Raw genomic sequence first — 25795 nt, forward strand, 5'->3', positions numbered from 1 at the left:
GATCAGCGGGCGTAGTACTCGACGACGAGCTGCTCGTCGCAGATGACCGGGATTTCCTTGCGGTTCGGGTCACGGTCCAGGCGGAAGGCCAGGGCCTTCAGGTTGACCTGCAGGTAGCGCGGGGTCTCGCCCTCGCCTGCGTAGCCACCCTCACGGGCAACCTGGAACGGAACCTTCTCGCGGCTGCGCTCGCGCACGGTGATGACGTCGTCCGGGCGGACACGGAACGACGGCTTGTCGACCTTGCCACCGTTGACCTCGATGTGGCCGTGAACGACCATCTGGCGGGCCTGGTAGATGGTGCGGGCGATGCCCGAACGCAGAACCAGGGCGTCGAGACGACGCTCGAGCTCGACGACAAGCGCCTCGCCCGTCTTGCCTTCGGCCTTCTTGGCGCGGTCGTACGCGCGGGCCATCTGACGCTCGGAGATGTCGTACTGCGCGCGCAGACGCTGCTTCTCCAGCAGACGAACCTTGTAGTCCGAGTTCTGCTTGCGGCCACGGCCGTGCTCGCCCGGCGGGTAGGGGCGGGCCTCGAAGTACTTGACGGCCTTCGGGGTCAGCGCAATGCCGAGGGCACGCGACTTCTTGACCTTGGGTCGCTTCTGGTTCACGTGGAACCTACCTCCATGTAAGTTAGGTGAGGCTTACCTTAGCGAGGAGGACGTAATGTCTCGACCACATGGGATCCCCCTGCCCAGTGCGCAGCGAAGTTCGGATTCCAACGAAACGGAATCCGCTTTCGACGACGATAGGCAAGGTCAGCCGCGTCCCAGGGAAGGCGTTCGGCAGCTCACCGGAGCCGAACGCGTACGAACCCTCGTAGAGTCCAACGCCTCAGTATCCCTCACCCTGCCGGGTGCTCGTGACAGTCACGAGTCCGAGGAGTTCGGGATGGGGATGCCGGCCGCACGGACCGTCACCCCGGACGGGGACGTGATTCTCCTTGTTTCCGGGGAATCCACGGCTGCCAGGGCAGCCGCTCACGCCCAGGACGACGACCTCACCGCCGTGATCGAGATCACGGACGTGGCGCCGGTGTCCGTGGCCCATCGTATCCGAGGCCGCGCATGGCTGGCCGGGTGGCTGACGCCGGTGCGCGGGGACGACCGTGCGACCTGCGCCGCGCTCCTCGCGGAGCGGCGCCCGGTGGGCGAACTGCTGGGCATGTCCGAGTCCCTCGACGCGCCCCACACCGGGCGCCCCGCCTGGATGATGCTGCGCCTGGAGGTCGGCGAGATCTCGGTGGACGACCTGTGGGGCGCCGAGCACGTCGACCCCGAGGACCTCGCCGGGGCCGAGCCCGACCCGATGGTCGCGCACGAGACGGAGCTCCTCCAGCACCTGCACACCGCACACGGCGACCGGATCGCGGACCTGTGCGGGCTCCTCGGGCCCCGCGAGGCGCGGGGCATGCGGGCCGTCCCGCTCGCCCTGGACCGCCTCGGCCTGCGCGTGCGCTTCAGCGGCGACGCGCAGGAGTCCTCCTTCGACGCCCGTTTCGACTTCCCCGAGCCGGTCACGGACATCTGCGGCCTGCGCCGCGCCATGCACACCCTCTTCTCGGCCGCGTCCCACTAACCGGGGCAGGTCGCCAGCAGCTCCTCCAGCGCCGTCTTCTCGGGCGGCGTCACGGAGAGCCCGTACTTGGCCTTGATGCCGGTGTACCGGCGTCCGTACTCGCACCAGAACGCGCGCCGCGGCGGTTTCCACTTGTCCGCGGTCCTGCTGCCCTTGTCCTGGTTCGTCTGCTTGTCCACGGCGAGCAGCACGTCGAGGTCGTTGGCGTACTCCAGCCTGCGCCGCGGCGTCCAGGCGTACGCGCCGCCCCGCCAGGCGGCGCCGAGGGCGACCACGTGATCGGTCTGGATCTGCGAGGCGCGCCGGTAGGAGTAGGGGATCCGGGTGCCGGTGTACGGGTCGTCGAGCACCCCGGAGACGACCACGCAGGGGTTGCGGTCGCCCTCGCGCAGTTCCTTCAGGTCCCGCCGCAGGACGTCGTCGCGGGTGTCGCAGCCGTTGCGGCCGCCGACGGCATCCGTCCCGTCCGACCAGTACCGGCCGAACTCCTCGCGCCGGTACGTCTGCCAGTTCCTGCCCCATTCGACCTTCAGCCCCGCCAGTTGCCCCTTCGCGGCGGCCGCGGCGGGCGGGAACCCGGGGCTCGCCGTCGGGACCCGGGCGAGGAGCGCCGGCGCGCTGCCCCGCGCCCGGTCCGGCTCGTCGTGGTGGCAGCCGCCGAGCAGCAGCAGCGTCGCCGTCGTCGCGGTGATGAGCGGAGCACGGCGTCCCATGGCCCGGAGGGTATGCCCGGTCCCGGCGCGGGATCGGGCGACGCGCGACGCCCGGCGTCAGGACCCGCCGCGCAGCCGCTCCCGCACCTTGTCCACCACGTCCGCGTACCTGGCCTCGGCTCCGTAGCGGGTCGGCTCGTAGTACCGCTTGCCGTGGATCTCGTCCGGGGCGTACTGCTGCGCCGCGATGGCGCCCGGCACGTCGTGCGGGTAGACGTACCCCTGGGCGTGGCCCAGCTTCGCCGCCCCCTTGTAGTGCCCGTCTCGCAGGTGCGGCGGCACCGTGCCGGCGAGCCCCGCCCGTACGTCGGCCAGCGCGGCGCCGATGGCGGTGGTGGCGGTGTTCGACTTGGGGGCGAGTGCCAGGGCGATGGTGGCGTGCGACAGGGTCAGCGCCGCCTCCGGGAAGCCGATCATGGCGACGGCCTGGGCCGCCGCGACGGCGAGCGGCAGGGCCGTCGGGTCGGCCAGTCCGATGTCCTCGCTCGCGGAGATCATCAGGCGCCGGGCGATGAACCTGGGGTCCTCCCCCGCGTCGATCATCCGGGCCAGGTAGTGCAGCGCCGCGTCCACGTCGGAGCCGCGGATCGACTTGATCAGCGCGCTCGCCACGTCGTAGTGCTGGTCGCCGTCCTTGTCGTAGCGGACGGCCGCGCGGTCGACCGCCTCCTCGACGGTCTGGAGGGTGATCTCGCCCTCGCCCTTGGCGATGGCCGATCCGGCCGCCGCTTCCAGGGCGGTGAGCGCCCGGCGGGCGTCGCCGCCGGCGATGCGCAGCAGGTGCGCCTCCGCGTCCGCCGGTAGCGTCACGGCCCCGTCGAGGCCCCGGTCCTCGGTCAGCGCGCGGCGCATCAGCGCGCTCAGGTCCCCGTCCGTCAGGGGTTCGAGGGTGAGCAGCAGGGAGCGGGACAGCAGGGGCGAGATGATCGAGAAGTACGGGTTCTCCGTGGTCGCCGCGATCAGGGTGACCCAGCGGTTCTCCACGGCGGGGAGCAGGGAGTCCTGCTGGGCCTTGCTGAAGCGGTGGATCTCGTCGAGGAAGAGGACGGTGTCCTTGCCGTAGCCGCCGGCGGCCCGCTTGGCCCCCTCGATGACCGCGCGGACCTCCTTGACGCCCGCGGTGATCGCCGAGAGCTCCACGAAGCGCTTCTGCGTCGCCTGGCTGACCACGTAGGCGAGGGTGGTCTTGCCGATGCCGGGCGGTCCCCAGAGGATCACCGACGAGGCGCCGGCCGGTCCGCCGGCGCCCTCCCCCACCAGTCGGCGCAGCGGCGAGCCGGGCTTCAACAGGTGCTGCTGCCCGACCACCTCGTCCAGGGTGCGGGGGCGCATCCGGACCGCCAGCGGCGAGGCCGAGGGGTCGTTCGCGATGCGTTCCTCGGCTGCGGCGGTGAAGAGGTCTGGTTCCACACCGAAAGCCTATGCGAGGCCACCGACAGTCCCGGCCGGGCGGCTCAGGAGGTCCAGAAGTCCCACCAGCGGGTCAGGATCAGCATGCCGATGATCCCGACGTGCAGGACGGGCAGCACCCAGGTGAACTCGTCGAGGAAGCCGCGCAGCCAGGCGGGGGCGGGGAGCAGGCCCTGGCGCACGTTGTGCGAGGTGACGTACCAGAACATGACGATCGTGGCGACCCAGGCCAGGCAGCACCACAGGCAGAGCGAGTTGATGTTGTACAGCGACTGGTAGGTGAGCCAGGCGCAGAACACGACGCCGAACAGGGTGCCCGCGTTGAGGGTCAGCCAGTACCAGGGGCGGAAGCGCGCCCCGGCGAGCAGGCTCATGCCGACGCAGACGACGATGCCGTAGGCGACCAGTCCGAGCATGGGGTTCGGGAAGCCGAACACGGCCGCCTGGTCGCTCTTCATGATGTTGCCGCAGGAGACGATCGGGTTCAGGCTGCAGCCCGGGGTGAAGTTCGGGTCCTCCAGCAGCTTGAACTTGTCGATCGTGATCACCCAGGCCGCGAGCAGGCCCGCGGCTCCCGTGATCACCAGCAGCAGCGCCAGGGCGCGGCTGCCGCCGAACGTCCGGGGGCCGGTTTCCGTGCCCGCACCTGTTGTCGTCATACCCGCCCGCTCCGCATCCGCAAGGTCATCAAGCACCGGCCATTGTGCCGTACGGGGGTACCTGTCGGCCGTTCGACGGGGATAAGGACGCGGGGCGGTACGGGGACGACCGGTCCCCGTACCGCCCCGTGGGCGAGGTTGCCGCCGGTCAGGCCAGGCGGGCCCGGACCTCGGCGACCAGGTCGGCCAGGGCCACCGGACCCTGTTCGCCGGATTCCATGTCCTTGAGCTGGACGACGCCCTCGGCGATGTCGCGGTCACCCGCGACGACCGCGAAGCGGGCGCCGCTGCGGTTCGCGTCCTTCATGGCGCCCTTGAGCCCCTTGCCGCCGTACGACATGTCGGCCGCGACGCCCTCCTTGCGCAGCTGCGTCACCAGCCCGAACACCGTCGCCTTGGCCTCGCCCAGGGCGACCGCGAACACCGTCGTCGCCGCCGGGATGTCCAGGACCACGCCCTCGGCCTCCAGGGCGAGCACCGTGCGGTCCACGCCGAGCGCCCAGCCCACGGACGGCAGCGCCGGTCCGCCGATCATCTCGGACAGGCCGTCGTAGCGGCCGCCGCCGCCGACCGCGGACTGGGAGCCCAGGCCGTCGTGGACGAACTCGAAGGTGGTGCGGGTGTAGTAGTCGAGGCCGCGCACGAGCTTCGCGTCGTCCTCGAAGGCCACTCCGGCGGCCGTGATCAGCTCTCGGACCTCCTCGTGGTACGCCTTGCAGGCGTCGCACAGGAAGTCGCGCAGCGCGGGGGCGCCGACCAGCTGCTTCTGGACCTCGGGGCGCTTGTCGTCGAGGACGCGCAGCGGGTTGATCTCCGCCCGGCGGACGGTCTCCTCGTCCAGGTCCAGTCCGCCCAGGAACGCCTGGAGGGCCTCCCGGTAGACGGGGCGGCACTCCTTGTCGCCGAGCGAGTTCAGCAGGATCCGGAAGTTGCTCAGGCCCAGGCCGCGGTAGGCCTGGTCGGCCAGGATGATCAGCTCGGCGTCGAGTGCCGGGTCCTCGGCGCCGATCGCCTCGGCACCGACCTGCGAGAAGTGGCGGTAGCGGCCCTTCTGGGGGCGTTCGTAGCGGTAGTACGAGCCCGAGTACCAGAGCTTGGCCGGGAGGTTGCCCTGCTTGTGCAGGCTGGCCTCCAGGGCCGCGCGCAGCACGGAGGCGGTGCCCTCCGGGCGGAGGGCGAGGTTCGAGCCGCCCTTGGTGGTGAGGGTGAACATCTCCTTGGTCACGATGTCGGTGGACTCTCCGACACCGCGCGCGAACAGGTTCACGTCCTCGAAACCGGGGGTCTCGATGTAGCCGTATCCGGCCGTGCGCAGCGGGGCGGAGATGGCCTCGCGGACCGCCAGGTACTTCGCCGAGTAGGGCGGGATCAGGTCGTACGTGCCCTTGGGGGCCTTGAAGGTGCTCACGGAGCTCTCGTCACATTCCTCGTCGTGGAGCGGCTTTCGGGTCCGCTGCCGGGCCGGCGGCGACCTCCCGCAGGTACGGGTTGGTCGTCCGCTCGCGGCCGATGGTGGTCTGGGGGCCGTGGCCGGACAGCACCACGGTGGAGTCGTCGAGCGGCAGGCACACGCGGGCCAGCGATTCGAGGATCTCGGCGTGGGAGCCGCCGGGCAGGTCGGTGCGTCCGATGGAGCCGGCGAAGAGCAGGTCGCCCGAGAAGAAGACCGGCGGGACGTCGGCCAGCTCGGGCATCCTGAAGGTCACCGACCCCTTGGTATGCCCGGGCGCGTGCGCCACGGAGAACTCCATCCCGGCGAGCTTCAGGCTGCTGCCGTCGGTGAGCTCGCGGACGTCGTCCGGCTCCCCCACGGTCAGCTCCCCCATGAGCGGCATCCCGATCGAACGGCCGAGGGCCTTCTCCGGGTCGCTCATCATGTAGCGGTCCTCGGGGTGGATCCAGGCCGGTACGTCGTGCGCCCCGCACACCGGGACCACCGAGGCGACGTGGTCGATGTGGCCGTGGGTGAGGACGACCGCGACGGGCTTGAGCCGATGCTTCTTCAGCGTCTCCTCGACGCCCTGGGCCGCTTGGTGGCCCGGGTCGATGATGACGCACTCCTCACCCGCGGCGGGGGCGACCAGGTAGCAATTGGTCCCCCAGGCCCCGGCGGGGAACCCGGCAATCAGCACGTTCGTCCTCAATCGTCGTCCGGCGGGAGGCAGCGGATCGGAATCTGCTGCTCAGAGCCTACCGGCGCCGCTCATTACACAGCGAACCCATATACGGTACGGCCTAACCCAGCCCGGACAGCGGTACCAGAGACGCACAAGGAGACGACCCGGTGGTCACGAGCGATCAGCGTCGGCGACAGCTCGCCAGGGAGAAGTACGAGCGCCAGCAGCAGCGCAGGGCCGCGGCCCGGCGCAAGTCGAGGCAGCGGTTGGCCGTGATCGGCGCGGCCGCCGCCGTGGTGGTGGCCACTCTGGTGGGCCTCATCGCGGGCGGTGTCTTCGACAGCGAGGACAAGACGGTCGAGCCGGCCGCGGACGCGTCCCCCTCGGCCTCGCCCACTCCCACGCCCAAGCAGTCGCCGCCGGCCATGGCGATCGACGACAAGGCGAAGTACACGTTCGACCTGAAGACGAGCGCCGGCCCGATCAAGTTCGAGATGGACGCGGCGAAGACCCCGCAGACCGTGAACTCGTTCAAGGCGCTCGCCGACAAGGGCTTCTTCGACAACACGAAGTGCCACCGCCTGGTGACCGGCGGGATCTTCGTCCTGCAGTGCGGTGACCCCGAGGGCACCGGTTCCGGCGGCCCGGGCTACAACATCCCGGACGAGAACCTGGACGCGCTGGGCAAGCCCAACGAGCAGGGCCAGGTCGTCTACCCGGCCGGCACCGTCGCGATGGCCAACACCGGTCAGCCCGGGAGCGGCGGCAGCCAGTTCTTCCTGGTCTACAAGGACAGCCCGCTGACTCCCACGTACACGCCCTTCGGCAAGATCGACCCGGCCGGCGTGAAGGTCCTGGAGGAGGTCGCGAAGGCGGGTACGGCCACCGGGACCCCGGACGGCGCCCCGAAGACCCCCGTGACCATCGAGAAGGGCACGGTCACCAAGAACTGACCGGTCCGGCGACCGTCGGGCCGGGCCGGCCCGCCTCCCGCGGGTCCCCCGTGCGTCGATATTCCGTCGTGCGGGATGCGGACAGCCGGCCCGGCGGTCGCCTATGTTGGCGTTGTGCAGGGCGGGCGCTGCCCGCCCCAGGAAACTGTGGACGATGCCCGGGGGGCGAACCCCCTCGACGGCATCAGGTGGAGGAGGCGCTGTGAGCAGCGACCCGTGGGGCCGAGTCGACGAGACCGGCACCGTGTACGTGCGTACTTCCGAGGGCGAGCAGGTCGTCGGCTCGTGGCAGGCGGGCACCCCTGAGGAGGCCCTGGCCTACTTCGAGCGCAAGTACGAGGGCCTGGTGGTCGAGATCGGCCTCCTCGAACGGCGGGTGCGGACCACCGATCTGTCCGCCAAGGACGCCCAGACGGCCATCGAACACCTGCGGACGCAGGTGGACGAGCACCACGCCGTGGGTGACCTGGCGGCGCTGCGCGTGCGGCTCGACAAGCTGGTGTCGACCGTCGACTCGCGGCGCGAGGAGCGCAAGGTCCAGAAGGCCAAGCAGGCCGACGAGGCCCGCACGGCCAAGGACGCGCTGGTGACCGAGGCCGAGCAGCTGGCGCAGAGCGACCAGTGGCGCTCGGCGGGCGAGCGGCTGCGGGCGCTCGTCGACATCTGGAAGGGTCTGCCGCGGCTGGACCGCAAGTCGGACGACGAGCTGTGGCACCGCTTCTCGCACGCCCGGTCCGCCTTCTCCAAGCGCCGCAAGGCGCACTTCGCCGCGCTGGACGCCCAGCGCGAGGACGCGCGCAAGGCCAAGGAGAAGCTGGTCGCGGAGGCCGAGTCGCTGTCGAAGTCGACGGACTGGGGTCCGACGGCGGCCCGCTACCGCGAGCTGATGGACAGTTGGAAGGCGGCCGGTCGGGCGCAGCGCGAGTCCGAGGACGACCTGTGGAACCGCTTCCGCGGCGCGCAGGACGTGTTCTTCGCGGCGCGCGGCGAGGTCTTCGCCGAGCGGGACGCCGAGCAGGTCGAGAACCTGAAGCTGAAGGAGGAGCTGGCCGTCGAGGCGGAGAAGCTCGTCCCGGTGACGGACCTGAAGGCGGCCCGTGCCGCGTTCCGCTCCCTCAACGAGCGTTGGGAGGGCATCGGCCACGTGCCGCGGGACGCCCGTCCCAAGGTCGAGGGTCGGATGCACGCGGTGGAGCGCGCCATCCAGGAGGCCGAGGAAGGCGAGTGGCGGCGGACGAACCCGGAGGCGCGGGCGCGTGCCGCCGGCCTGACGGGTCAGCTCCAGGCGGCCGTCGACAAGTTGCGCGGACAGGTCGACGCCGCGCGCGCGGCGGGCAACAACGCGAAGGCCGACAAGCTGGCCCGCGAGCTGGAGGGTCGGCAGGCCCTGCTGGACCAGGCGCTGAAGGGCCTGGAGGAGTTCGGCGGCTGAGTCCGCGGACTCCGTCACGTACGGAAGTGATGGGCATCACCGGAATCGTCCGGTGATGCCCATCGGCTTGATGGTCCTCGCGTCGCAGGTCACCGATTTGTCACGTGGTTTCCATACAGGGTGCGCACTGGGAGCACCTGACCCCTGTGTACCGTTGTGCGGTGCCGCAGGTGGCGGCCTTCCATCGGGCGACGACCAGGATCGAATGTGACGCATACCCAGATACGCGCCGAAGTCCCGGACTCGGTACCCGTTTCCCCACCGCTCGGCGGCACTGGGGATTCCGGGCTCCGAGGTGTCGGACGGCGCGTACTCGCCGGCTTCGTGCGGGCCCGCAAGGCGCTGCTGATCCACATCGCGCTCCGGGCCGTCGGACTGGCCGTCATGGCCGTCTGGGCCGAGCGCAAGGGCGTGCAGCCCCTGGAGATCCTGGGCGGCCGTTGGGACGCCGTCTACTACCTGCACATCGCGCAGAGCGGTCTGACGACCCCGATGCCGGACCCCTCACCGTGCGGGTTCGCGGGGCCGGGCTGCCAGCTCGCGTTCTTCCCCGTCTACCCGATGATGATCCGGTACACCTCGTACGTCACGGGCCTGCCCATGAACTGGGTGGCCATGGGCCTCGCGCTCCTCGCCTCGGTCGTCGCCGCCTGGGGCATCTTCGCCGTCACCGACAGGATCTACGGCCGCCGCGTCGCGCTGTTCACCTGCGCCCTGTTCGCGATCGTGCCCGCCGCCCTGGTCCAGTCGATGGCGTACACCGAGCCGCTGTTCCTCGCCCTGGCGGTGTGGGCGATGTACGCGGTGCTGACGCGGTCCTGGCTGACGGCGGGCGTGCTGGCCTTCGTCGCGGGCGCGACCCGCCCCTCGGGTTCGGCCATCGTCGCCGCGGTGGTGCTGGCCGGCGTGTGGGAGTACGTGCAGTGGCTGCGCAAGCGCCGCGCCAGGCGGCCCGCGGTCGGCCGGATCGTGGCGGCCTCGCTGATCGCGCCGCTGGGCTGGTTCGGCTACGTCGGTTACGTGGGTTGGCACTTCGGGCGCTGGGACGGCTACTTCGAGCTCCAGGGGCGGTGGGGTTCCGTCTACGACGGCGGCTTCGACACCTTGGTGGAGCTGAAGAAGACGTTCACCGAGATGCAGACGACCCTCAACCACGTCGTCGTCTCGGTGACCGTGGTCACGGCCGTGGTGCTGTTCGTCCTGATGACGCGCAGGCACCGGCCCCCGATGGTCGTGTGGATCTACACCGTCATGATCATGCTGATCTCGCTGGGCGGCGCGGGCTACTACTTCTCGAAGATGCGCTTCATCATGCTGGCGTTCCCGCTGCTGTTCCCCTTCGCGCTGGCGCTCGCCCGGGCCCGCCGCGGCACGGTGGTGTGGATCGTCGGCTCGGCCGCGGTCGTCTCCGCGCTCTTCGGGGGCAACCTCTCCTTCGTCTGGTGGGGTTCCCCCTGACCGGGCCGTCCGGACGGGGCCGGCCTTTCCGGGGTTGTGTGTGGGCGCCTCCCCCGTGGGGTTGCGGGCCTCTTCGTCGTCCGGCCGCCACTGCCGCGCCCGGTCCGCGCGCTACGGCCTGCGGGCCGAGGTCACCCGGTAGACGTCGTACACGCCCTCGACCCCGCGGACCGCCTTCAGGACGTGGCCCAGGTGCTTCGGGTCGCCCATCTCGAAGGTGAACCGGGAGGTCGCCACCCGGTCGCGCGAGGTCTGCACGGCCGCGGAGAGGATGTTCACGTGCTGGTCCGACAGGACGCGGGTGACGTCCGACAGCAGCCGGGACCGGTCCAGCGCCTCCACCTGGATGGCGACCAGGAAGACGGAGGACTGGGTGGGCGCCCATTCCACTTCCAGCATCCGCTCGGGCTGCTGGGAGAGGGAGTCGACGTTGACGCAGTCGGCGCGGTGAACCGATACGCCACTGCCCCGGGTGACGAAGCCGATGATCGGGTCGCCCGGTACCGGGGTGCAGCAGCGGGCCAGCTTGACCCACACGTCGTCGACGCCCTTGACCACCACGCCGGGGTCGGCGTTGCCCCGCCGCTTGCTGCGGCCGCGGGCCGGCGGGATGCTCTCCTCGATGTCCTCGTTGGCCGCGTCCTCGCCGCCGAGGGCCTGGACGAGCTTCTGCACGACGCCCTGCGCGGCCACGTGGCCCTCGCCGATCGCCGCGTACAGGGAGGAGATGTCGGGGTAGCGCATCTCGTGGGCGAGCGTGACGAGGGAGTCGCCGGTGAGGATGCGTTGGATCGGCAGGTTCTGCTTGCGCATGGCCCGCGCGATGGCGTCCTTGCCGTGCTCGATGGCCTCGTCGCGGCGCTCCTTGGAGAACCAGCCGCGGATCTTGTTCCGGGCCCGCGGCGACTTGACGAAACCGAGCCAGTCCCGGGACGGGCCGGCGCCCTCGGCCTTGGAGGTGAAGACCTCGACCAGGTCGCCGTTGTCGAGGGTCGATTCGAGCGGTACCAGCCGCCCGTTGACCCGCGCCCCTATCGTCCGGTGACCGACCTCGGTGTGGACGGCGTACGCGAAGTCCACGGAGGTCGCGCCGGCGGGCAGCGCGATCACGTCGCCCTTGGGCGTGAAGACGAAGACCTCGTTGCGGGAGAGGTCGAAGCGCAGCGAGTCGAGGAACTCGCCCGGGTCCTCGGTCTCCTTCTGCCAGTCGAGCAACTGCCGCAGCCAGGCCATGTCGTTGACGGTGTCCTGGCCGGCGCTGCCCTTGGCGGCCTGCGGCACGTCGGTGCGGACCTTGGAGGTGCCGGCGACGGTCTGCTGCTTGTACTTCCAGTGCGCGGCGATGCCGTACTCGGCGCGGCGGTGCATGTCGAAGGTGCGGATCTGCAGTTCGACCGGCTTGCCGCTGGGCCCGATGACCGTCGTGTGGAGCGACTGGTACATGTTGAACTTGGGCATCGCGATGTAGTCCTTGAACCGGCCGGGGACCGGGTTCCAGCGCGCGTGCACCGTGCCGAGGGCCGCGTAGCAGTCCCGGACGGTGTCCACGAGGACGCGGATGCCCACCAGGTCGTAGATCTCCGCGAAGTCACGGCCGCGGACGATCATCTTCTGGTAGACGCTGTAGTAGTGCTTGGGGCGTCCGGTGACCGTGGCCTTGATGCGGGCGGCCCGCAGGTCCGTCATCACCTCGTCGGTGACGACGGCCAGGTACTCGTCGCGCTTGGGGGCGCGCTCGGCGACCAGCCGCACGATCTCGTCGTACATCTTGGGGTAGAGGATCGCGAAGGCGAGGTCCTCCAGTTCCCACTTGATGGTGTTCATGCCGAGGCGGTGGGCCAGCGGCGCGTAGATCTCAAGGGTCTCGCGGGCCTTCTTCTCCTGCTTCTCCCGCTTGAGGTACCGCATGGTGCGCATGTTGTGCAGGCGGTCGGCGAGCTTGATGACCAGGACCCGGGGGTCCTTGGCCATGGCGACGACCATCTTGCGGACGGTCTCGGCCTGGGCAGCCTCGCCGAACTTGACCCGGTCCAGCTTGGTGACGCCGTCGACCAGCAGGGCGACGGCGTCGCCGAAGTCGCGGCGCAGCTGCTCCAGGCCGTACTCGGTGTCCTCGACGGTGTCGTGCAGCAGGCCCGCCATGAGGGTGGCGGGGTCCATGCCGAGCTCGGCGAGGATGGTGGTCACCGCGAGCGGGTGGGTGATGTACGGGTCGCCGCTCTTGCGCTTCTGGCCCCGGTGCCAGCGTTCGGCGACCTGGTAGGCCTGCTCGATCTGGCGCAGGGTCTCCGTCGAGATCTTGGGGTCGTTGCTGCGGACTATGCGGAGCAGGGGTTCCAGTACCGGGTTGTACGGGTTGGAACGCTGCACCCCGAGGCGGGCGAGCCGGGCGCGCACCCGGTTGGAGGACCCGGCCTGCTTCGCCGGAGCGGGCTTGACCGGCGGGGCCGGCGGCGCCGGCGGGGGCGTGGCGGCAGCCGCCGCGGCCGGCTCGGCCTGCGGGTCGGGCTGCGCGGCGGAGAGTGGCTGGACCTCGTCTGGCAAGAGCGCTCCTCATGCGGATCCGGGGCCCCGGTCAGGTCCGGATAACCCATGGTAGCGAGGGTTGCGCCCGCCCGTTCCCCCGCGCCCGTCCCTCGGGACGCCGCCCTCGCGGCCCCCTCCCGGGCGGCGAACGCGAGCGGCGGGCCTCCGGGAGGTTCCGGGGGCCCGCCGCTCCGGCAGGTACTGCGGGGCGCTGCCGCGGGGCAGCTCGTGGCTCAGACCACGATCAGGGCGTCCAGCGGGGCGCCCGCGAGGGCGTCCGTCAGCCGGGCCCGGCCCGGGAGGAACGACAGCTCCATCAGGACCGCGACGCCCGCGACCTCCGCGCCGGCCCGCCGGATCAGCTCCAGCGAGGCTCCGGCGGTGCCGCCGGTGGCGAGGACGTCGTCGATGACCATGACCTTGTCACCCGCGGTGAGGTCCTCCGCGTGGACCTCGATCTCCGCGGTGCCGTACTCCAGCTCGTAGGACTGGGCGAGCGTCGCGCCCGGCAGCTTTCCGGCCTTGCGGACCGGCACGAAGCCGATGCCCGACCGGACGGCGACCGGGGCGGCGAGGATGAACCCGCGCGCCTCCAGGCCGACGATCTTCGTCGCGCCGTACCGGACCGCCAGCTCCGCGAGCGCGTCCGTCAGGGCCGCGAAGGCCTTCGGGTCGGCCAGCAGCGGGGTGATGTCCTTGAACATCACGCCCGGCTTCGGGTAGTCCGGTACGTCCTTGATCCGGCTGAGCAGCAGCTCGCGGACCTCGGGGGAACAGGAGGTCACCGGCGCCGCCTCCCGTTGCCGCCGGAGACGGCCTCGGAGGAGTCGCCGGACTCGGCGCCCTCGTCCCCGTCGACCGGCTCGCCCTTGGCCGCGGCGGCCGCGCGCTTGGCGAGGACCCGCTTCTTGAGGGCCTTCATCGCCGGCTCGCGCTCCTTCAGGTCCACGACCAGCGGGGTCGCGATGAAGATCGACGAGTACGCGCCGGCCGCGAGGCCGACGAACAGCGACAGCGAGATGTCGTTGAGCATGCCCGCGCCCAGGAAGCCGCCGCCGATGAACAGCAGGGCGGCGACGGGGAGCAGGGCCACGACCGTGGTGTTGATCGAGCGGACCAGCGTGCCGTTGATGCTGCGGTTGGCGATCTCGCTGAAGGTGAAGCGGGTCTGCTTCGTGATGTCCTTCGAGCCCTCCTTCAGACCGTCGAAGACGACGACGGTGTCGTAGAGGGAGTAACCGAGGATGGTCAGCAGACCGATGACCGTGCCCGGGGTGACCTCGAACCCGACCAGCGCGTACACGCCGACCGTGATGGTGAGGTCGTGGATCAGGGCGATCAGCGCGGCGACGGCCATGCGCCACTCGAAGGCGATCGCGAGGTAGATCACCACGAGCACCATGAAGATGCCGAGGCCGGTCCAGGCCTTGTTGGCGATCTGCTCGCCCCAGCTCGGTCCCACGAGGTCGGCGTTGATGTCGGCCGCGTTGACCTTGAGGTCGGTGGCGAGCTTGCCCTTGACGTCGGCGGCGGCCGCGGTGTCCAGACCGGAGATCTGGATGCGCATGCCGCCGGAGCCGAGCTCCTGGACGATCGCGTCGTGGCCGGAGATCTTCTCCGCGGCCTCGGTCGCGTGGGCGACGGAGGCGGTCGTCTTCGGGGTGGTGAAGACCGCGCCGCCCTTGAACTCGATGCCCATGTTGAGGCCCTGGACGGCCAGGGCGACGATCGCCGTGATGGTGATCAGGATGGAAACGCCGTACCAGAGAAAGCGCTTGCCGACGAAGTCGTAGCCGACCTCACCGCGGTACAGCCTGGCGCCGAGATCTCCCAGCTTCGACATCTCTCACGCCTCCTTTGCGTCGACGGGGGCGGGTACGGGACCGGTGCGGCGGGATCCGCGCAGCGGCGGCTTGGCACCGAGCCGCTTGGGGTCGAGCCCGGACCACGGGTGACCGCTCGAGAAGAACTTCGTGCGGGCCAGCAGCGTCATGATCGGCTTGGTGAAGAGGAACACCACGACCACGTCGAGCAGGGTCGTCAGACCCAGTGTGAAGGCGAAGCCCTGGACCTTGCCCACGGTGACGATGAACAGCACCGCGGCGGCGAGGAAGGACACGAAGTCCGACACCAGGATGGTGCGCCGGGCACGCGGCCACGCGCGCTCGACGGCCGGACGCAGGGTGCGGCCCTCGCGGATCTCGTCCCGGATGCGTTCGAAGTACACGATGAACGAGTCCGCCGTGATGCCGATCGCCACGATGGCGCCGCAGACCGCCGGCAGGTTGAGGGCGAAGCCGATGCCCTTGCCGAGGAGCGACATGATCGTGTAGGTCAGCAGCGCGGACACCAGGAGACTGACGATCGCGATGAAGGCCAGACCGCGGTAGTAGACCAGCAGGTAGATCACGACGAGGGCGAGGCCGATGGCGCCGGCGATGAGACCGGCCCTCAGCTGCTCGCCGCCGAGCGCGGGGGTGACGGTCGTGACGCTGTCCTCCTGGAAGGACAGGGGCAGGGCGCCGTAGGACAGCATGTTGCCCAGGTCCTGGGCGCTCTCCTGGGTGAAGCCGCCGGAGATCTCGGCGTTGCCGCCGGTCAGGGCCTGGCTGACGGAGGGGTCGGAGATGACCTTGCCGTCGAGGACGATCGCGAACTGGTTCTGCGGGGACTGCTTGGTGGCCAGCTCGCCGGTGATCTTGGCGAACTTGTCGGCGCCCTTGTCGGTGAACTGCATCTGGACGATCCAGCCGCCACCGCGCTGCGTGTCGACGACGCCCTTGGCGTCCTTGACGTCCTGACCGTCGACCTGGGCCGGACCGAGGACCCACTTGAACCACTGGGTGTCACGCTGACCGCAGGCGATCATCGAGTCCTCGGGCTTGGCACCCTGGGCGGCGGCGGTGCGCTGGGCCGGGTCGGTGCAGTCCAGCGCCGCGAACTTCTTCTGCAGGTCGGCGACCGCGGGGTCCACCGGCGGCGCGCTCGCGTCGGGGGACGCGGAGGGCGACGCGGACGGGGCACCGGAGGTCGAGGCCGAGGGGGTCGCCTTGTTGTCGTCTGCCTTCTTCGACCCGCTCGCCGAGGGCGAGGGGGTGGGCGCGGCGGGGGCCTTGAGGGCCTCGCTGATCGCACGGCCCTGGGAAGTGGCGCTGGACGACGGGGTGGCCGGTGCGGACGGCTTGCCGCTGCCTTCGGCCTTCGGCGGCGCGGAACCGCTCGCGGAGGGGCTCGGGGAGCCGCTCGGGGTGGCCTCGGGGGCGATCGGGGCGCCGTCGGCGACGGCGAGCACCGGGCGGAAGTAGAGCTGCGCGGTGGTACCGACCTGCTCGCGCGCCTGCTGCTCGTTCACACCCTTGGGGATGTTCACGATGATGTGGTCGGTGCCCTGCGTCTGGACCTCGGCCTCCGAGACGCCGAGACCGTTGACACGGCGGTCGATGATGCCGACCGCGGTGTTCATGTTGGTCTCGTTGATGGCGTTCGGCTTGCCGGGCTCGCTCTTCGCCTTGAGCGTGATGCTCGTACCGCCCGCGAGGTCGATGCCCAGGCGGGGAGTCGTCTGCTTCGAGAGGAACATCCCCGCGGTGAGCGCCACCATCGCGATCAGGATGATGGCCAGGGCGCGCCCCGGCCTCCCCTGAGCCCCCGTGGGCCGCCGGCCCTTCTTCGGTGCTGCCACCTTGTCGTTTCTCCCTGTCCAACCGTCCCGCGCCGGGTCAGCGCGCGGACGGCCACGAAATGTGTGGTGGGGACCCCTGCCCCCCGCAGAAGTTCACTGCGGGTACCGCGGCGGTCGCCGGTCGGGCGCCACCGCGGTTCCCGGCCCGGTGCTACTTGGCGCCGGGCCCGCCGTCCTTCGGCTCGTCGCCCTTGGGCTCGTCGCCCTTGCCCAGGTCGAGCTTCGGGGCGTCGGTGGCGTCGGTGGACGCGTCCTTCGACAGATCGGCCTTGGGCTGGTCCGCCTTCGGGGCGTCGGCCTCGGTCAGCGAGGAGGCGTCGTCCGGGACGACCGGCGTGTCGTTCGTCGGATCATCGTTGATGCCGTGGACGATGCGGTTGTACTCCTCGTCCTCCAGGACGGCGCCGATGGAGTTCTTCGCGTAGATCGCGTGGACACCGGGAGCCACCTCGAGGGTGACCGTGTCCTCACCGATCTCCTTCACCGTGGCGTACATGCCGCCGATGGTGCGGACTCCGGTGCCGGGCGTCATTTCGTTGCGCATCTGCGCGGCCGCCTGCTGCTTCTTCTTGGCGGAGCGGGTCATCAGGAACATGGCCCCGATGAGCACGATGAACGGGAGGAGTGTCACGAGATTCACGGGACGAAGATCCTTCGCACGACCGTACGGACGACGGCCTTTTTCTACGGGGGTGGGCACGCCGACCCGAAGGGTCGGCATCGGCGGAGTCTAGGCGAGTCCGCACCGATGGAACAACGCCCAGCATGGCACCGCAGTTCCTGACCGGGCGAACCTCCGCGCCGTCAGGCCCTGAACAAGCCCTGTTGTCCGCTTGATCCACTCACCCCGTGCTGCGGCGGTACGAGCCCCAGGTGGGCCCATGCGGCGGGGGTCGCGACCCGCCCGCGCGGGGTACGGGCCAACAGGCCCTCCCGCACCAGGAAGGGTTCGGCCACCTCCTCGACCGTCTCGCGCTCCTCCCCCACGGCCACCGCCAGGGTGGACAGGCCGACGGGACCGCCGCCGAACAACTTGAGCAGGGCCTCCAGCACGGCCCGGTCCAGCCGGTCGAGGCCGCGCGCGTCGACCTCGTAGACCTGGAGGGCGGTTTCGGCCACGTCCCGGGTGATCACCCCGTCGGCCCTGACCTGTGCGTAGTCCCGGACCCGGCGCAGGAGCCGGTTGGCGATGCGGGGCGTGCCGCGGGAGCGCCCGGCGATCTCGGCGGCGCCCGCGGTGTCGATCTCGACGTCGAGGAGGCGGGCGGAGCGGTGGATGACCCGTTCCAGCTCCTCGGGGACGTAGAACTCCATGTGCCCGGTGAAGCCGAAGCGGTCGCGCAGCGGCGGGGGCAGCAGGCCGGCGCGGGTGGTGGCGCCCACGAGGGTGAAGGGCGGCAGTTCGAGGGGGATGGCCGTGGCGCCGGGGCCCTTGCCGACGATCACGTCGACGCGGAAGTCCTCCATGGCCATGTACAGCATCTCCTCGGCGGGCCGGGACATGCGGTGGATCTCGTCGAGGAAGAGGACCTCGCCCTCCTGGAGGGAGGACAGGATCGCGGCGAGGTCGCCGGCGTGCTGGATGGCGGGCCCGGAGGTGATCCGGATCGGGGCGCCCATCTCGGCGGCGATGATCATGGAGAGGGTGGTCTTGCCGAGACCGGGCGCGCCGGAGAGCAGGACGTGGTCGGCGGTGGCGCCGCGCTGCTTGGCCGCCTTGAGGACGAGGTCCAGTTGTTGGCGGACCTTCTCCTGGCCGACGAACTCGCCGAGGTCCTTGGGGCGCAGGGCGGCCTCGACCGCCGTGTCCTCCCCGTCGGCGGCGGAGGCGACGATGCGGGCCTCGTCCTCGGCGGTGGTCTCGTCGTCCCAGTTCACGGTGTCGGTCTGCCTTCTCGGTATGCGCTGTGGGCGGTCGTACGCGGCGTCGGTCAGCGGGCGCGGTTGAGGGACTGGAGGGCCGCGCGCAGCAGCTGCGGGACGGGGGCGGAGCCGCCGGCGGCGATGGCGGCCTCCGCCTGCGGGGTGACGGCGCCGACCGCCTCGTCCGCGTCGCGGGGGGCGTAGCCGAGGCCGATCAGGGCGGCCTGGAGCTGTTCGCTCCAGGGGGCGGGGCCGGTGGCCGCGGCCCGCTGTGCTCCGACGAGGCCGCCGGTGCCCAGGGGGGAGCCCAGTTTGTCCTTGAGTTCGAGGAGGAGTTTCTGGGCGCCCTTCTTGCCGATGCCGGGCACGGCCGTCAGGGACTTCTCGTCGCCCGTCGAGACGGCGAGGCGCAGCGCGTCGGGGCTGTGCACGCCGAGCATCGCCTGCGCGAGCCTCGGGCCGACGCCGCTGGCGGTCTGGAGGAGCTCGAAGACCTGGCGTTCGTCGTCGTCGGCGAATCCGTACAGGGTGAGCGAGTCCTCGCGGACGACCAGGGAGGTGGCCAGCCGGGCCGGCTCGCCGACGCGCAGGGCGGCGATGGTGTTCGGCGTGCAGTGGACGGCCATGCCCACTCCCCCGACCTCGATGACGGCCAGGGTGGGGGCGAGGGCGGCGACGGGGCCGCTGACGAAGGCGATCATCGGGTACGGCCTTTCGAGGCGTGCAGGGCGACCGCCTGCTGGAGGCGGTTCTGGGCGGGGGCCCGCCAGATGTGGCAGATGGCGAGGGCGAGGGCGTCGGCGGCGTCGGCGGGCTTCGGCGGTTCGGCGAGCCGCAGCAGGCGGGTCACCATGGCGCCGACCTGCGCCTTGTCGGCCCGGCCGGTGCCGGTGACGGCGGCCTTGACCTCGCTGGGGGTGTGCAGGGCGACGGGGATGCCGCGCCGGGCCGCGCACAGCATGGCGACGGCGCTGGCCTGGGCGGTACCCATCACGGTGCTGACGTTGTGCTGGCTGAAGACCCGCTCCACGGCGACGACCTCGGGCCGGTGGGCGTCGAGCCATTCCTCGATGCCCTGCTCGATGGCGACGAGCCGGTTTCCCAGTTCGGCGTCCGCCGGCGTCCGTACGACACCGACGCCGATCATGGTCAGGGGGCGGCCGGCGACGCCCTCGACCACGCCGACGCCGCACCGCGTCAGTCCCGGATCCACACCGAGCACTCGCACCGCGTCCCCCTCCCTCGCTCACCCGTCCGCGTCCGTGCAGGTTAGCGGGCGCCACTGACAAAGCGACGGGCCGACGGGGTGTGTCCCCGTCGGCCCGTCGCTGGTGCCCGGTCAGGCGTCGACCTGCTCCATGACCTCGTCCGAGACGTCGAAGTTGGCGAAGACGTTCTGCACGTCGTCGCTGTCCTCCAGCGCGTCGATCAGCTTGAAGATCTTGCGCGCGCCCTCTTCGTCCAGCTCGACCTGCATGGTCGGCAGGAAGTTGGAGTCGGCCGAGTCGTAGTCGATGCCCGCCTCCTGGAGCGCGGTGCGGACCGCGACCATGTCGGTGGCCTCGCTGATGATCTCGAAGCTCTCGCCGAGGTCGTTGACCTCTTCGGCGCCCGCCTCCAGCACCGTCTCCAGGACGTCGTCCTCGGAGAGCTCGCCCTTGGGCAGGAGCACGACGCCCTTGCGGTTGAACAGGTACGAGACCGAGCCCGGGTCGGCCATCGAGCCGCCGTTGCGGGTCATGGCGACGCGGACGTCGGAGGCGGCACGGTTGCGGTTGTCGGTGAGGCACTCGATGAGCACCGCGACGCCGTTGGGGCCGTAGCCCTCGTACATGATCGTCTCGTAGTCGGCGCCGCCGGCCTCCAGGCCGCCGCCGCGCTTGACCGCGGAGTCGATGTTCTTGTTCGGGACCGAGCTCTTCTTGGCCTTCTGGATGGCGTCGAAGAGGGTCGGGTTGCCATCGATGTCGGCGCCGCCCATACGGGCCGCGACCTCGATGTTCTTGATCAGCTTCGCGAAGAGCTTGCCGCGCTTGGCGTCAACCACGGCCTTCTTGTGCTTCGTCGTAGCCCATTTAGAGTGGCCGGACATCTGCCTGTCTCCTTCGCGTCACCAACAGTGTTCGCCTCAGATCCTACCGGGACGCCGTTACGGCGCCGCGCGCACCATGTCGACGAAGTACGCGTGGACGCGGTCGTCGCCGGTCAGCTCGGGGTGGAACGAGGTGGCCAGCACGTTGCCCTGCCGGACGGCCACGGTGTGGCCCTCGTACGACGCCAGTACCTCGACGGCGCCGCCGACGGACTCGACCCACGGGGCGCGGATGAAGACGCCCTCGACGGGGCCGCCCGCTATGCCCGCGAACTCGATCCTCGCCTCGAAGGACTCGTTCTGCCGGCCGAAGGCGTTGCGGCGCACGATCATGTCGATGCCGCCGAGCGTCTCCTGGTCGTCACGGCCGTCCAGCAGCTTGTCCGCGAGCATGATCATGCCGGCGCAGGTGCCGTACACGGGCATCCCGGCCCGCACGCGCTCGCGCAGCGGCTCCAGCATGCCGAACAGCACGGCGAGCTTCGACATGGTCGTGGACTCGCCGCCGGGGATCACCAGGGCGTCGACCTCGGCGAGCTCCTCGGGACGCCGGACCGGCCTGGCCACGGCGTCCGCCGCGGCCAGGGCGATCAGGTGCTCCCGTACGTCGCCCTGGAGTGCCAGGACACCAATCACGGGGTTGGTCATGGCAGTGACTACCAGCCGCGGTTGGCGTAGCGCTCGGCCTCGGGGAGGGTGTCGCAGTTGATGCCGACCATGGCCTCGCCCAGGTTGCGGGAGGCGTCCGCGATGATCTTCGGGTCGTCGTAGAAGGTGGTGGCCTTCACGATGGCGGCGGCGCGCTTGGCCGGGTCGCCCGACTTGAAGATGCCGGAGCCGACGAAGACGCCCTCGGCACCGAGCTGGCGCATCAGCGCGGCGTCGGCGGGGGTGGCGACGCCACCGGCGGAGAACAGCACGACCGGGAGCTTGCCGAGCTCGGCGACCTCCTTGACGAGCTCGTACGGGGCGCGCAGCTCCTTGGCGGCGGCGAACAGCTCGTTGTTGTCGTAGCCGCGCAGGCGGGCGATCTCGTTCTTGATCTGGCGCAGGTGACGGACGGCCTCGACGACGTTGCCGGTACCGGCCTCGCCCTTGGAGCGGATCATGGCCGCGCCCTCGGCGATGCGGCGCAGGGCCTCGCCCAGGTTGGTGGCGCCACACACGAAGGGGGTCGTGAACGCCCACTTGTCGGAGTGGTTGACCTCGTCGGCCGGGGTCAGGACCTCGGACTCGTCGATGTAGTCGACGCCGAGGGACTGCAGGACCTGCGCCTCGACGAAGTGGCCGATGCGGGACTTGGCCATGACGGGGATCGAGACGGCCTCGATGATCTCTTCGATCATGTTCGGGTCGGACATGCGGGCCACGCCGCCGTCCTTGCGGATGTCCGCGGGGACCCGCTCCAGGGCCATGACGGCGACGGCGCCGGCGTCCTCGGCGATCTTCGCCTGCTCGGCGTTGACCACGTCCATGATCACACCGCCCTTGAGCTGCTCGGCCATGCCGCGCTTGACGCGGGAGGTGCCGATGGCCGACTCAGCGGACTGGGGGGAGGTGGGAAGCGTGCTCACGGGTTGACCTCACTCGAAAGGAAGACGGGTGCTACTCCACTGAGAAAACCCCACCGACCAGGCCACGGCAAGGGCCAATGTGGAGCCGGTGGCCTCTCCATTTGTCCCTCGCGGCTCTAGGACGGACGGCCAGGACCCGGAAGGTCCTGACCCGGAAGGTCCCGGCCCGAAGGTCCCGGCCCCCGGAAGGGCCTAGCCCGGCCGGTCCGCGAGGTCCGCCGGGGGTTCGTCGTCCATTTCGAAGGCCAGCGGGAACGGGGCGTGCCCCGCCAGGCGGAACCAGCGCACCTTGCGGTGCCGTCGCAGCGCGCGGGCCGCGCGGACCGCGTCGTTCAGGAACCGCCGCGCCATCGGCACCCGGCGCACCGCCGCGGCCAGCTCCTCGGCGGCGGCCTCGCCGCCCGGGGCGGCCTTCAGCACCTCGACCTGATCGACGTCGGCGAACACCGCGCGCAGGGCCTGGCTGAGTTCGCTCTCGGCGACCTCCCGGTGCTCCTCCTCGGCCTGCCGGGCGGCGTGCGCGGCCTCGTACAGGACCAGGGAGGACGCGGGGTCGAGCGCCCCGGAGGTCGCCACCTCCACGACCACCGAGGCCCGCCGCACGAGCTGCGCGTCGAGTGCGGCCCGAGCGGCGTCCATCCGCGTGTGCAGCCGGTCGAGACGGCCGGCGGTCCAGCTGAGGTAGACACCGACGACGCCCAGCGCCACGGCGATCCAGACAAGGTTTTCGATCACGGGCCGCGACATTACCCTTCCGGGCGCGGCCCCCGCTCACCCCTGCCCGTGGGGCCCGGGGGGCCCATGGGGCCCGCAGGGACGCCCCGGGCCCGGGCGGTGGGCGGGAGGCGGCGCGGGCGGGTCCCCGGGGCGCCGCCGCCCGCGCCCGGGTCTCAGGAGCCCGTGGAGTCCCGCGAGAAGCCGAGTCGGGTGCGCAGGGGCACCCGCTCGTCGGCGGCGACCGCGGCCGCGCCGTCGGTGACGGTCTCGTAGACGGCGAGGATGTCCGCGCCGACCGTCGACCAGTCGAAGCGCCGTACGTGGGCGGAGCCGCGGGCGCTCAGTTCGGCCCGTCGGGCCGGGTCGCGGAGCAGGGCGACGGCCGCGGCGGCGAGGGAGGCCGAGTCCTCGTTCGCGAAGAGTTCGCCGGCCGCGCCCTGGTCCAGGACCTGGGCGAAGGCGTCGAGGTCGGAGGCCAGGACGGCGGCTCCGGCGGACAGCGCCTCGACCAGGATGATCCCGAAGCTCTCGCCGCCGGTGTTGGGGGCGACGTAGACGTCCACGCTGCGCAGCAGGCGGGCCTTGTCCTCGTCGGAGACCATGCCGAGGAACTCGACGCGTGAGCGCAGTTCCGCGGGCAGGGAGGCCACCGCCTCCTCCTCGTCGCCGCGGCCGGCGACCAGCAGGCGCACGTCCGGGCAGGCCTCGACGATCTGCGGGAAGGCGGCCATGAGGACGGGCAGGCCCTTGCGGGGTTCGTCGATGCGGCCGATGAATCCGAGGGTCCGGCCGCCCCACTCCGCCTTGGGATCGGCGTCGGCGAAGAAGTCGACGTCCACCCCGTTCGGGATGACGACGGCGTCCCCGCCCAGGTGTTCCACGAGGGTGCGCCGGGCGTACTCGCTGACCGCGATCCGCGCGCTGATCTTCTCCAGGGCCGGCTGGAGGATCGGGTACGCGGCGATCATGGCGCGGGAGCGCGGGTTGGAGGTGTGGAAGGTGGCCACGATCGGCCCCTGGGCGGCCCAGCAGGACAGCAGCCCCAGCGAGGGGGAGGCCGGCTCGTGGATGTGGATGACGTCGAAGACCCCGTCGTGCAGCCAGCGTCGTACGCGGGCCGCCGACAGGAAGCCGAAGTTCAGCCGGGCGACGGACCCGTTGTAGGGCACCGGCACCGCCCGTCCCGCCGAGACCACGTAGGGCGGCAGGGGGGTCTCGTCGTCGGCCGGGGCCAGCACCGACACCTCGTGGCCGAGGCGGATCAGGTGTTCCGCCAGGTCACGGATGTGGAACTGGACGCCGCCCGGGACGTCCCACGAGTACGGGCACACGATGCCGATCTTCACTACGGGCGCTCCTCCAGGTCGTCCAGCCACAGCCGTTGCAGCATGTGCCAGTCCTGCGGGTGTTCGGCGATGCCCTCGGCGAAGGCGTCCGCGACGGCCTGCGTCATCGTGGCGGTCTTCTCGATCCGCGTCCCGGTCCCCGGCACCGGGACCTCGGGGTGGATCCGGCCGTACATCGTCGGCGAGTCCCCGTAGTGCAGGGTCGCCGGGAGCAGCACCGCCCCCGTCTGCTGGGCCAGCAGGGCGGGCCCGGCGGGCATGCGGGCGGTGGCGCCGAAGAAGTCCACCTCGACGCCGGAGGACGACAGGTCCCGGTCCGCGACGAGGCAGACCAGGCCGCCGGAGCGCAGCCGGCGGGCCAGGGTGCCGAAGGCGGCGCCGCCGCTGTGCGGCAGGACCTCCATGCCGAGGCTCTCCCGGTAGGCCACGAAGCGGTCGTAGAGGGACTCGGGCTTGAGGCGTTCGGCGACGGTGGTGAACGGGACGCCGATGTGGCCGATGGCCCAGGCCCCGGCGAGGTCCCAGTTGGCCAGGTGGGGCAGGGCGACGACGACCCCGCGCCCACTGGCGAGGGCTTCGCGCAGCAGGTGCTCGTCCTTGAACAGGACTTCCTTGCCGAAGCGTTCCGGGTTCATCGTCGGCAGCCGGAACGATTCCATCCAGTAGCGCATGTACGAGCGCATGCCCGCCTTGGAGAGTTCCCGCAGTCGCTCGGGCGAGGCGTCGGGGACCACCCTGGCCAGGTTGGACTCCAGGCGGAGCACGCTCTTGCCGCGGCGCTTCCAGACCACGTCCGCGATCCTGCGGCCGAGGGCGACCGCGGCCGGCTCGGGGAGCTTCTTCACCCCCGCCCAGCCGAGCCCGTACAGACCGTCGACCAGCTTGTCCTGCGCCGTGCCCATCAGGTGGTACCGCTCTCGGTGGAGGACTGGGGTCCGGTGGCCGCCTCGGCGGCGTCCGCCTCGGCCGCCTCACGGCGTACGGTGACCACCCGCTGGATCAGGGTGACGAGCGAGCCGACGGCGACGACCCACAGGGCGATCGGCAGCAGGACGCCGATCCACGAGGGCACCCCGAAGGTCTGGAGGCCGGACAGGCCGGCCGCGACCAGGGAGATCACCAGCCGCTCGGCCCGCTCGATGAGCCCGTTGACGGCGACCGGAAGCCCGATCGACTCGCCGCGGGCCTTGGTGTAGGAGACCACCTGGCCGCTGGCCAGGCAGAAGATCGCCACCGCGCAGAGGACGTTGTCGTTCCCGGAGCCCGCGTACCAGAGCGCGAGCCCGCCGAAGATCGCCGCGTCCGCCACCCGGTCGAGGGTGGAGTCGAGGAACGCGCCCCACCGGCTGGAGACGCCGGCCTGGCGGGCCATGTTCCCGTCCACCAGGTCGGAGAACACGAAGAGGGTGATGGTGATCGTGCCCCAGAAGAACTCGCCCCTGGGGAAGAAGACCAGCGCTCCGGCCACCACGCCGGCGGTGCCGATGAGGGTGACCGCGTCGGGGCTCACCCCCCGACGGAGGAGAAACGCGGCGAACGGCGTGAGAACACGCGTGAAGAATGCACGCGCGTACTTGTTCAGCATGGCCTTCCCGGAGGGTCGCTGGGCCGCACGGCCACCACGGCCACCGGCTGGCCCATCGTAGCCGGCGCCCGGGGCCCGCACGGCCGC

General features: G+C 71.1%; 25 protein-coding genes. 4 read left to right on the forward strand and 21 right to left on the reverse strand.

Going from position 1 to position 25795, the window contains the following annotated elements:
- Positions 1 to 2: 2 nt before the first annotated feature.
- The gene (gene rpsD, locus ACFVS6_RS24995) at positions 3 to 614 is read right to left on the reverse strand and encodes a 30S ribosomal protein S4 (protein WP_030294564.1); all 612 of its coding nucleotides are present in this window, start codon (positions 612 to 614) and stop codon (positions 3 to 5) included.
- A 286-nt stretch (positions 615 to 900) separates the two neighbouring features.
- On the opposite strand from rpsD, the gene ACFVS6_RS25000 reads away from it, so the two are divergent.
- A complete protein-coding gene (locus ACFVS6_RS25000; RefSeq protein ID WP_389707169.1) occupies positions 901 to 1581 on the forward strand; it encodes a DUF2470 domain-containing protein in 681 nt (226 codons plus the stop codon).
- Here ACFVS6_RS25000 and ACFVS6_RS25005 read toward each other — a convergent pair.
- From ACFVS6_RS25005 to ACFVS6_RS25025, 5 genes are all read right to left on the reverse strand, one after another.
- A complete protein-coding gene (locus ACFVS6_RS25005; RefSeq protein ID WP_389707037.1) occupies positions 1578 to 2294 on the reverse strand; it encodes an HNH endonuclease family protein in 717 nt (238 codons plus the stop codon). The two genes, ACFVS6_RS25000 and ACFVS6_RS25005, sit on opposite strands and share 4 nt — an antisense overlap.
- A 57-nt stretch (positions 2295 to 2351) precedes the next feature.
- Positions 2352 to 3704 carry a replication-associated recombination protein A gene (locus tag ACFVS6_RS25010; RefSeq protein ID WP_389707038.1) on the reverse strand — a complete coding sequence of 451 codons (1353 nt, stop codon included), beginning with the start codon at positions 3702 to 3704 and terminating at the stop codon, positions 2352 to 2354.
- A gap of 44 nt (positions 3705 to 3748) precedes the next feature.
- Positions 3749 to 4363, reverse strand: coding sequence for a vitamin K epoxide reductase family protein (locus ACFVS6_RS25015; RefSeq protein WP_389707040.1), 615 nt, complete (start codon positions 4361 to 4363; stop codon positions 3749 to 3751).
- Positions 4364 to 4511: 148 nt separating this feature from the next.
- Positions 4512 to 5771: a histidine--tRNA ligase gene (hisS, locus tag ACFVS6_RS25020; RefSeq protein ID WP_389707042.1), complete on the reverse strand. Its 1260-nt coding sequence runs from the start codon at positions 5769 to 5771 to the stop codon at positions 4512 to 4514.
- Positions 5772 to 5781: 10 nt separating this feature from the next.
- Positions 5782 to 6495 (reverse strand): MBL fold metallo-hydrolase, encoded by a 714-nt coding sequence (locus ACFVS6_RS25025; RefSeq protein ID WP_389707044.1) that lies wholly within the window; start codon positions 6493 to 6495, stop codon positions 5782 to 5784.
- A gap of 152 nt (positions 6496 to 6647) precedes the next feature.
- Here ACFVS6_RS25025 and ACFVS6_RS25030 point away from each other — a divergent pair, with 152 nt between their 5' ends.
- The 3 genes from ACFVS6_RS25030 (at position 6648) to ACFVS6_RS25040 (ending at position 10323) form a co-directional block, all read left to right on the forward strand.
- Positions 6648 to 7433, forward strand: coding sequence for a peptidylprolyl isomerase (locus ACFVS6_RS25030; RefSeq protein WP_389707045.1), 786 nt, complete (start codon positions 6648 to 6650; stop codon positions 7431 to 7433).
- Between the two features lie 202 nt (positions 7434 to 7635).
- The gene (locus ACFVS6_RS25035) at positions 7636 to 8865 is read left to right on the forward strand and encodes a DUF349 domain-containing protein (RefSeq protein WP_389707046.1); all 1230 of its coding nucleotides are present in this window, start codon (positions 7636 to 7638) and stop codon (positions 8863 to 8865) included.
- A 207-nt stretch (positions 8866 to 9072) separates the two neighbouring features.
- Entirely contained in the window at positions 9073 to 10323 is a 1251-nt protein-coding gene (locus ACFVS6_RS25040) for a hypothetical protein (RefSeq protein WP_389707048.1), read from the forward strand.
- A gap of 111 nt (positions 10324 to 10434) precedes the next feature.
- Here the strand turns inward: ACFVS6_RS25040 and ACFVS6_RS25045 are convergent, their stop codons facing one another.
- From ACFVS6_RS25045 to pgsA, 15 genes are all read right to left on the reverse strand, one after another.
- The gene (locus ACFVS6_RS25045) at positions 10435 to 12867 is read right to left on the reverse strand and encodes a RelA/SpoT family protein (protein ID WP_389707050.1); all 2433 of its coding nucleotides are present in this window, start codon (positions 12865 to 12867) and stop codon (positions 10435 to 10437) included.
- A gap of 215 nt (positions 12868 to 13082) precedes the next feature.
- Positions 13083 to 13634: an adenine phosphoribosyltransferase gene (locus tag ACFVS6_RS25050; RefSeq protein WP_389707051.1), complete on the reverse strand. Its 552-nt coding sequence runs from the start codon at positions 13632 to 13634 to the stop codon at positions 13083 to 13085.
- Positions 13631 to 14692 carry a protein translocase subunit SecF gene (gene secF / locus ACFVS6_RS25055; RefSeq protein ID WP_389707053.1) on the reverse strand — a complete coding sequence of 354 codons (1062 nt, stop codon included), beginning with the start codon at positions 14690 to 14692 and terminating at the stop codon, positions 13631 to 13633. The genes ACFVS6_RS25050 and secF overlap by 4 nt, the downstream gene beginning before the upstream one ends.
- A 3-nt stretch (positions 14693 to 14695) precedes the next feature.
- Complete coding sequence (gene secD, locus ACFVS6_RS25060; RefSeq protein ID WP_389707054.1) at positions 14696 to 16531, reverse strand: protein translocase subunit SecD; 1836 nt, start codon at positions 16529 to 16531, stop codon at positions 14696 to 14698.
- Positions 16532 to 16682: 151 nt separating this feature from the next.
- A complete protein-coding gene (yajC, locus tag ACFVS6_RS25065; RefSeq protein WP_389707056.1) occupies positions 16683 to 17171 on the reverse strand; it encodes a preprotein translocase subunit YajC in 489 nt (162 codons plus the stop codon).
- A gap of 164 nt (positions 17172 to 17335) precedes the next feature.
- Positions 17336 to 18409, reverse strand: coding sequence for a Holliday junction branch migration DNA helicase RuvB (gene ruvB / locus ACFVS6_RS25070; RefSeq protein WP_389707058.1), 1074 nt, complete (start codon positions 18407 to 18409; stop codon positions 17336 to 17338).
- 53 nt (positions 18410 to 18462) lie between these two features.
- On the reverse strand, positions 18463 to 19095 hold the full coding sequence (gene ruvA, locus ACFVS6_RS25075) for a Holliday junction branch migration protein RuvA (RefSeq protein ID WP_389707060.1): 633 nt from the start codon (positions 19093 to 19095) through the stop codon (positions 18463 to 18465).
- The gene (ruvC, locus tag ACFVS6_RS25080) at positions 19092 to 19622 is read right to left on the reverse strand and encodes a crossover junction endodeoxyribonuclease RuvC (protein WP_389707062.1); all 531 of its coding nucleotides are present in this window, start codon (positions 19620 to 19622) and stop codon (positions 19092 to 19094) included. Before ruvC ends, ruvA begins: the two co-directional genes overlap by 4 nt.
- A gap of 111 nt (positions 19623 to 19733) precedes the next feature.
- Positions 19734 to 20486 (reverse strand): YebC/PmpR family DNA-binding transcriptional regulator, encoded by a 753-nt coding sequence (locus ACFVS6_RS25085; RefSeq protein ID WP_281205810.1) that lies wholly within the window; start codon positions 20484 to 20486, stop codon positions 19734 to 19736.
- A gap of 57 nt (positions 20487 to 20543) precedes the next feature.
- Positions 20544 to 21134, reverse strand: coding sequence for a pyridoxal 5'-phosphate synthase glutaminase subunit PdxT (pdxT, locus tag ACFVS6_RS25090; RefSeq protein ID WP_389707064.1), 591 nt, complete (start codon positions 21132 to 21134; stop codon positions 20544 to 20546).
- An 8-nt stretch (positions 21135 to 21142) separates the two neighbouring features.
- The gene (pdxS, locus tag ACFVS6_RS25095; protein ID WP_030706266.1) at positions 21143 to 22060 is read right to left on the reverse strand and encodes a pyridoxal 5'-phosphate synthase lyase subunit PdxS; all 918 of its coding nucleotides are present in this window, start codon (positions 22058 to 22060) and stop codon (positions 21143 to 21145) included.
- A 192-nt stretch (positions 22061 to 22252) separates the two neighbouring features.
- A complete protein-coding gene (locus tag ACFVS6_RS25100) occupies positions 22253 to 22807 on the reverse strand; it encodes a hypothetical protein (protein ID WP_389707066.1) in 555 nt (184 codons plus the stop codon).
- Between the two features lie 143 nt (positions 22808 to 22950).
- On the reverse strand, positions 22951 to 24123 hold the full coding sequence (locus ACFVS6_RS25105; protein ID WP_389707068.1) for a glycosyltransferase family 4 protein: 1173 nt from the start codon (positions 24121 to 24123) through the stop codon (positions 22951 to 22953).
- A complete protein-coding gene (locus ACFVS6_RS25110; protein WP_389707069.1) occupies positions 24123 to 25025 on the reverse strand; it encodes a phosphatidylinositol mannoside acyltransferase in 903 nt (300 codons plus the stop codon). Before ACFVS6_RS25110 ends, ACFVS6_RS25105 begins: the two co-directional genes overlap by 1 nt.
- Positions 25025 to 25708: a phosphatidylinositol phosphate synthase gene (pgsA, locus tag ACFVS6_RS25115; RefSeq protein ID WP_389707071.1), complete on the reverse strand. Its 684-nt coding sequence runs from the start codon at positions 25706 to 25708 to the stop codon at positions 25025 to 25027. The genes ACFVS6_RS25110 and pgsA overlap by 1 nt, the downstream gene beginning before the upstream one ends.
- Positions 25709 to 25795 lie beyond the last annotated feature (87 nt).

This window comes from Streptomyces sp. NPDC057939 (assembly GCF_042887545.1).
GTDB lineage: Bacteria > Actinomycetota > Actinomycetes > Streptomycetales > Streptomycetaceae > Streptomyces.

Excerpts from the sequence above, each read along its gene's own strand:
- pdxT (WP_389707064.1), bottom strand. The coding sequence starts at position 21,134 with ATGACCAACCCCGTGATTGGTGTCCTGGCACTCCAGGGCGACGTACGG.
- ACFVS6_RS25110 (WP_389707069.1), bottom strand. The coding sequence starts at position 25,025 with ATGGGCACGGCGCAGGACAAGCTGGTCGACGGTCTGTACGGGCTCGGC.
- ACFVS6_RS25015 (WP_389707040.1), bottom strand. The coding sequence starts at position 4,363 with ATGACGACAACAGGTGCGGGCACGGAAACCGGCCCCCGGACGTTCGGC.
- ruvA (WP_389707060.1), bottom strand. The coding sequence starts at position 19,095 with ATGATCGCCTTCGTCAGCGGCCCCGTCGCCGCCCTCGCCCCCACCCTG.
- ACFVS6_RS25005 (WP_389707037.1), bottom strand. The coding sequence starts at position 2,294 with ATGGGACGCCGTGCTCCGCTCATCACCGCGACGACGGCGACGCTGCTG.
- ACFVS6_RS25100 (WP_389707066.1), bottom strand. The coding sequence starts at position 22,807 with ATGTCGCGGCCCGTGATCGAAAACCTTGTCTGGATCGCCGTGGCGCTG.
- ACFVS6_RS25085 (WP_281205810.1), bottom strand. The coding sequence starts at position 20,486 with ATGTCCGGCCACTCTAAATGGGCTACGACGAAGCACAAGAAGGCCGTG.
- pgsA (WP_389707071.1), bottom strand. The coding sequence starts at position 25,708 with ATGCTGAACAAGTACGCGCGTGCATTCTTCACGCGTGTTCTCACGCCG.
- secF (WP_389707053.1), bottom strand. The coding sequence starts at position 14,692 with ATGTCGAAGCTGGGAGATCTCGGCGCCAGGCTGTACCGCGGTGAGGTC.
- ACFVS6_RS25000 (WP_389707169.1), top strand. The coding sequence starts at position 901 with ATGCCGGCCGCACGGACCGTCACCCCGGACGGGGACGTGATTCTCCTT.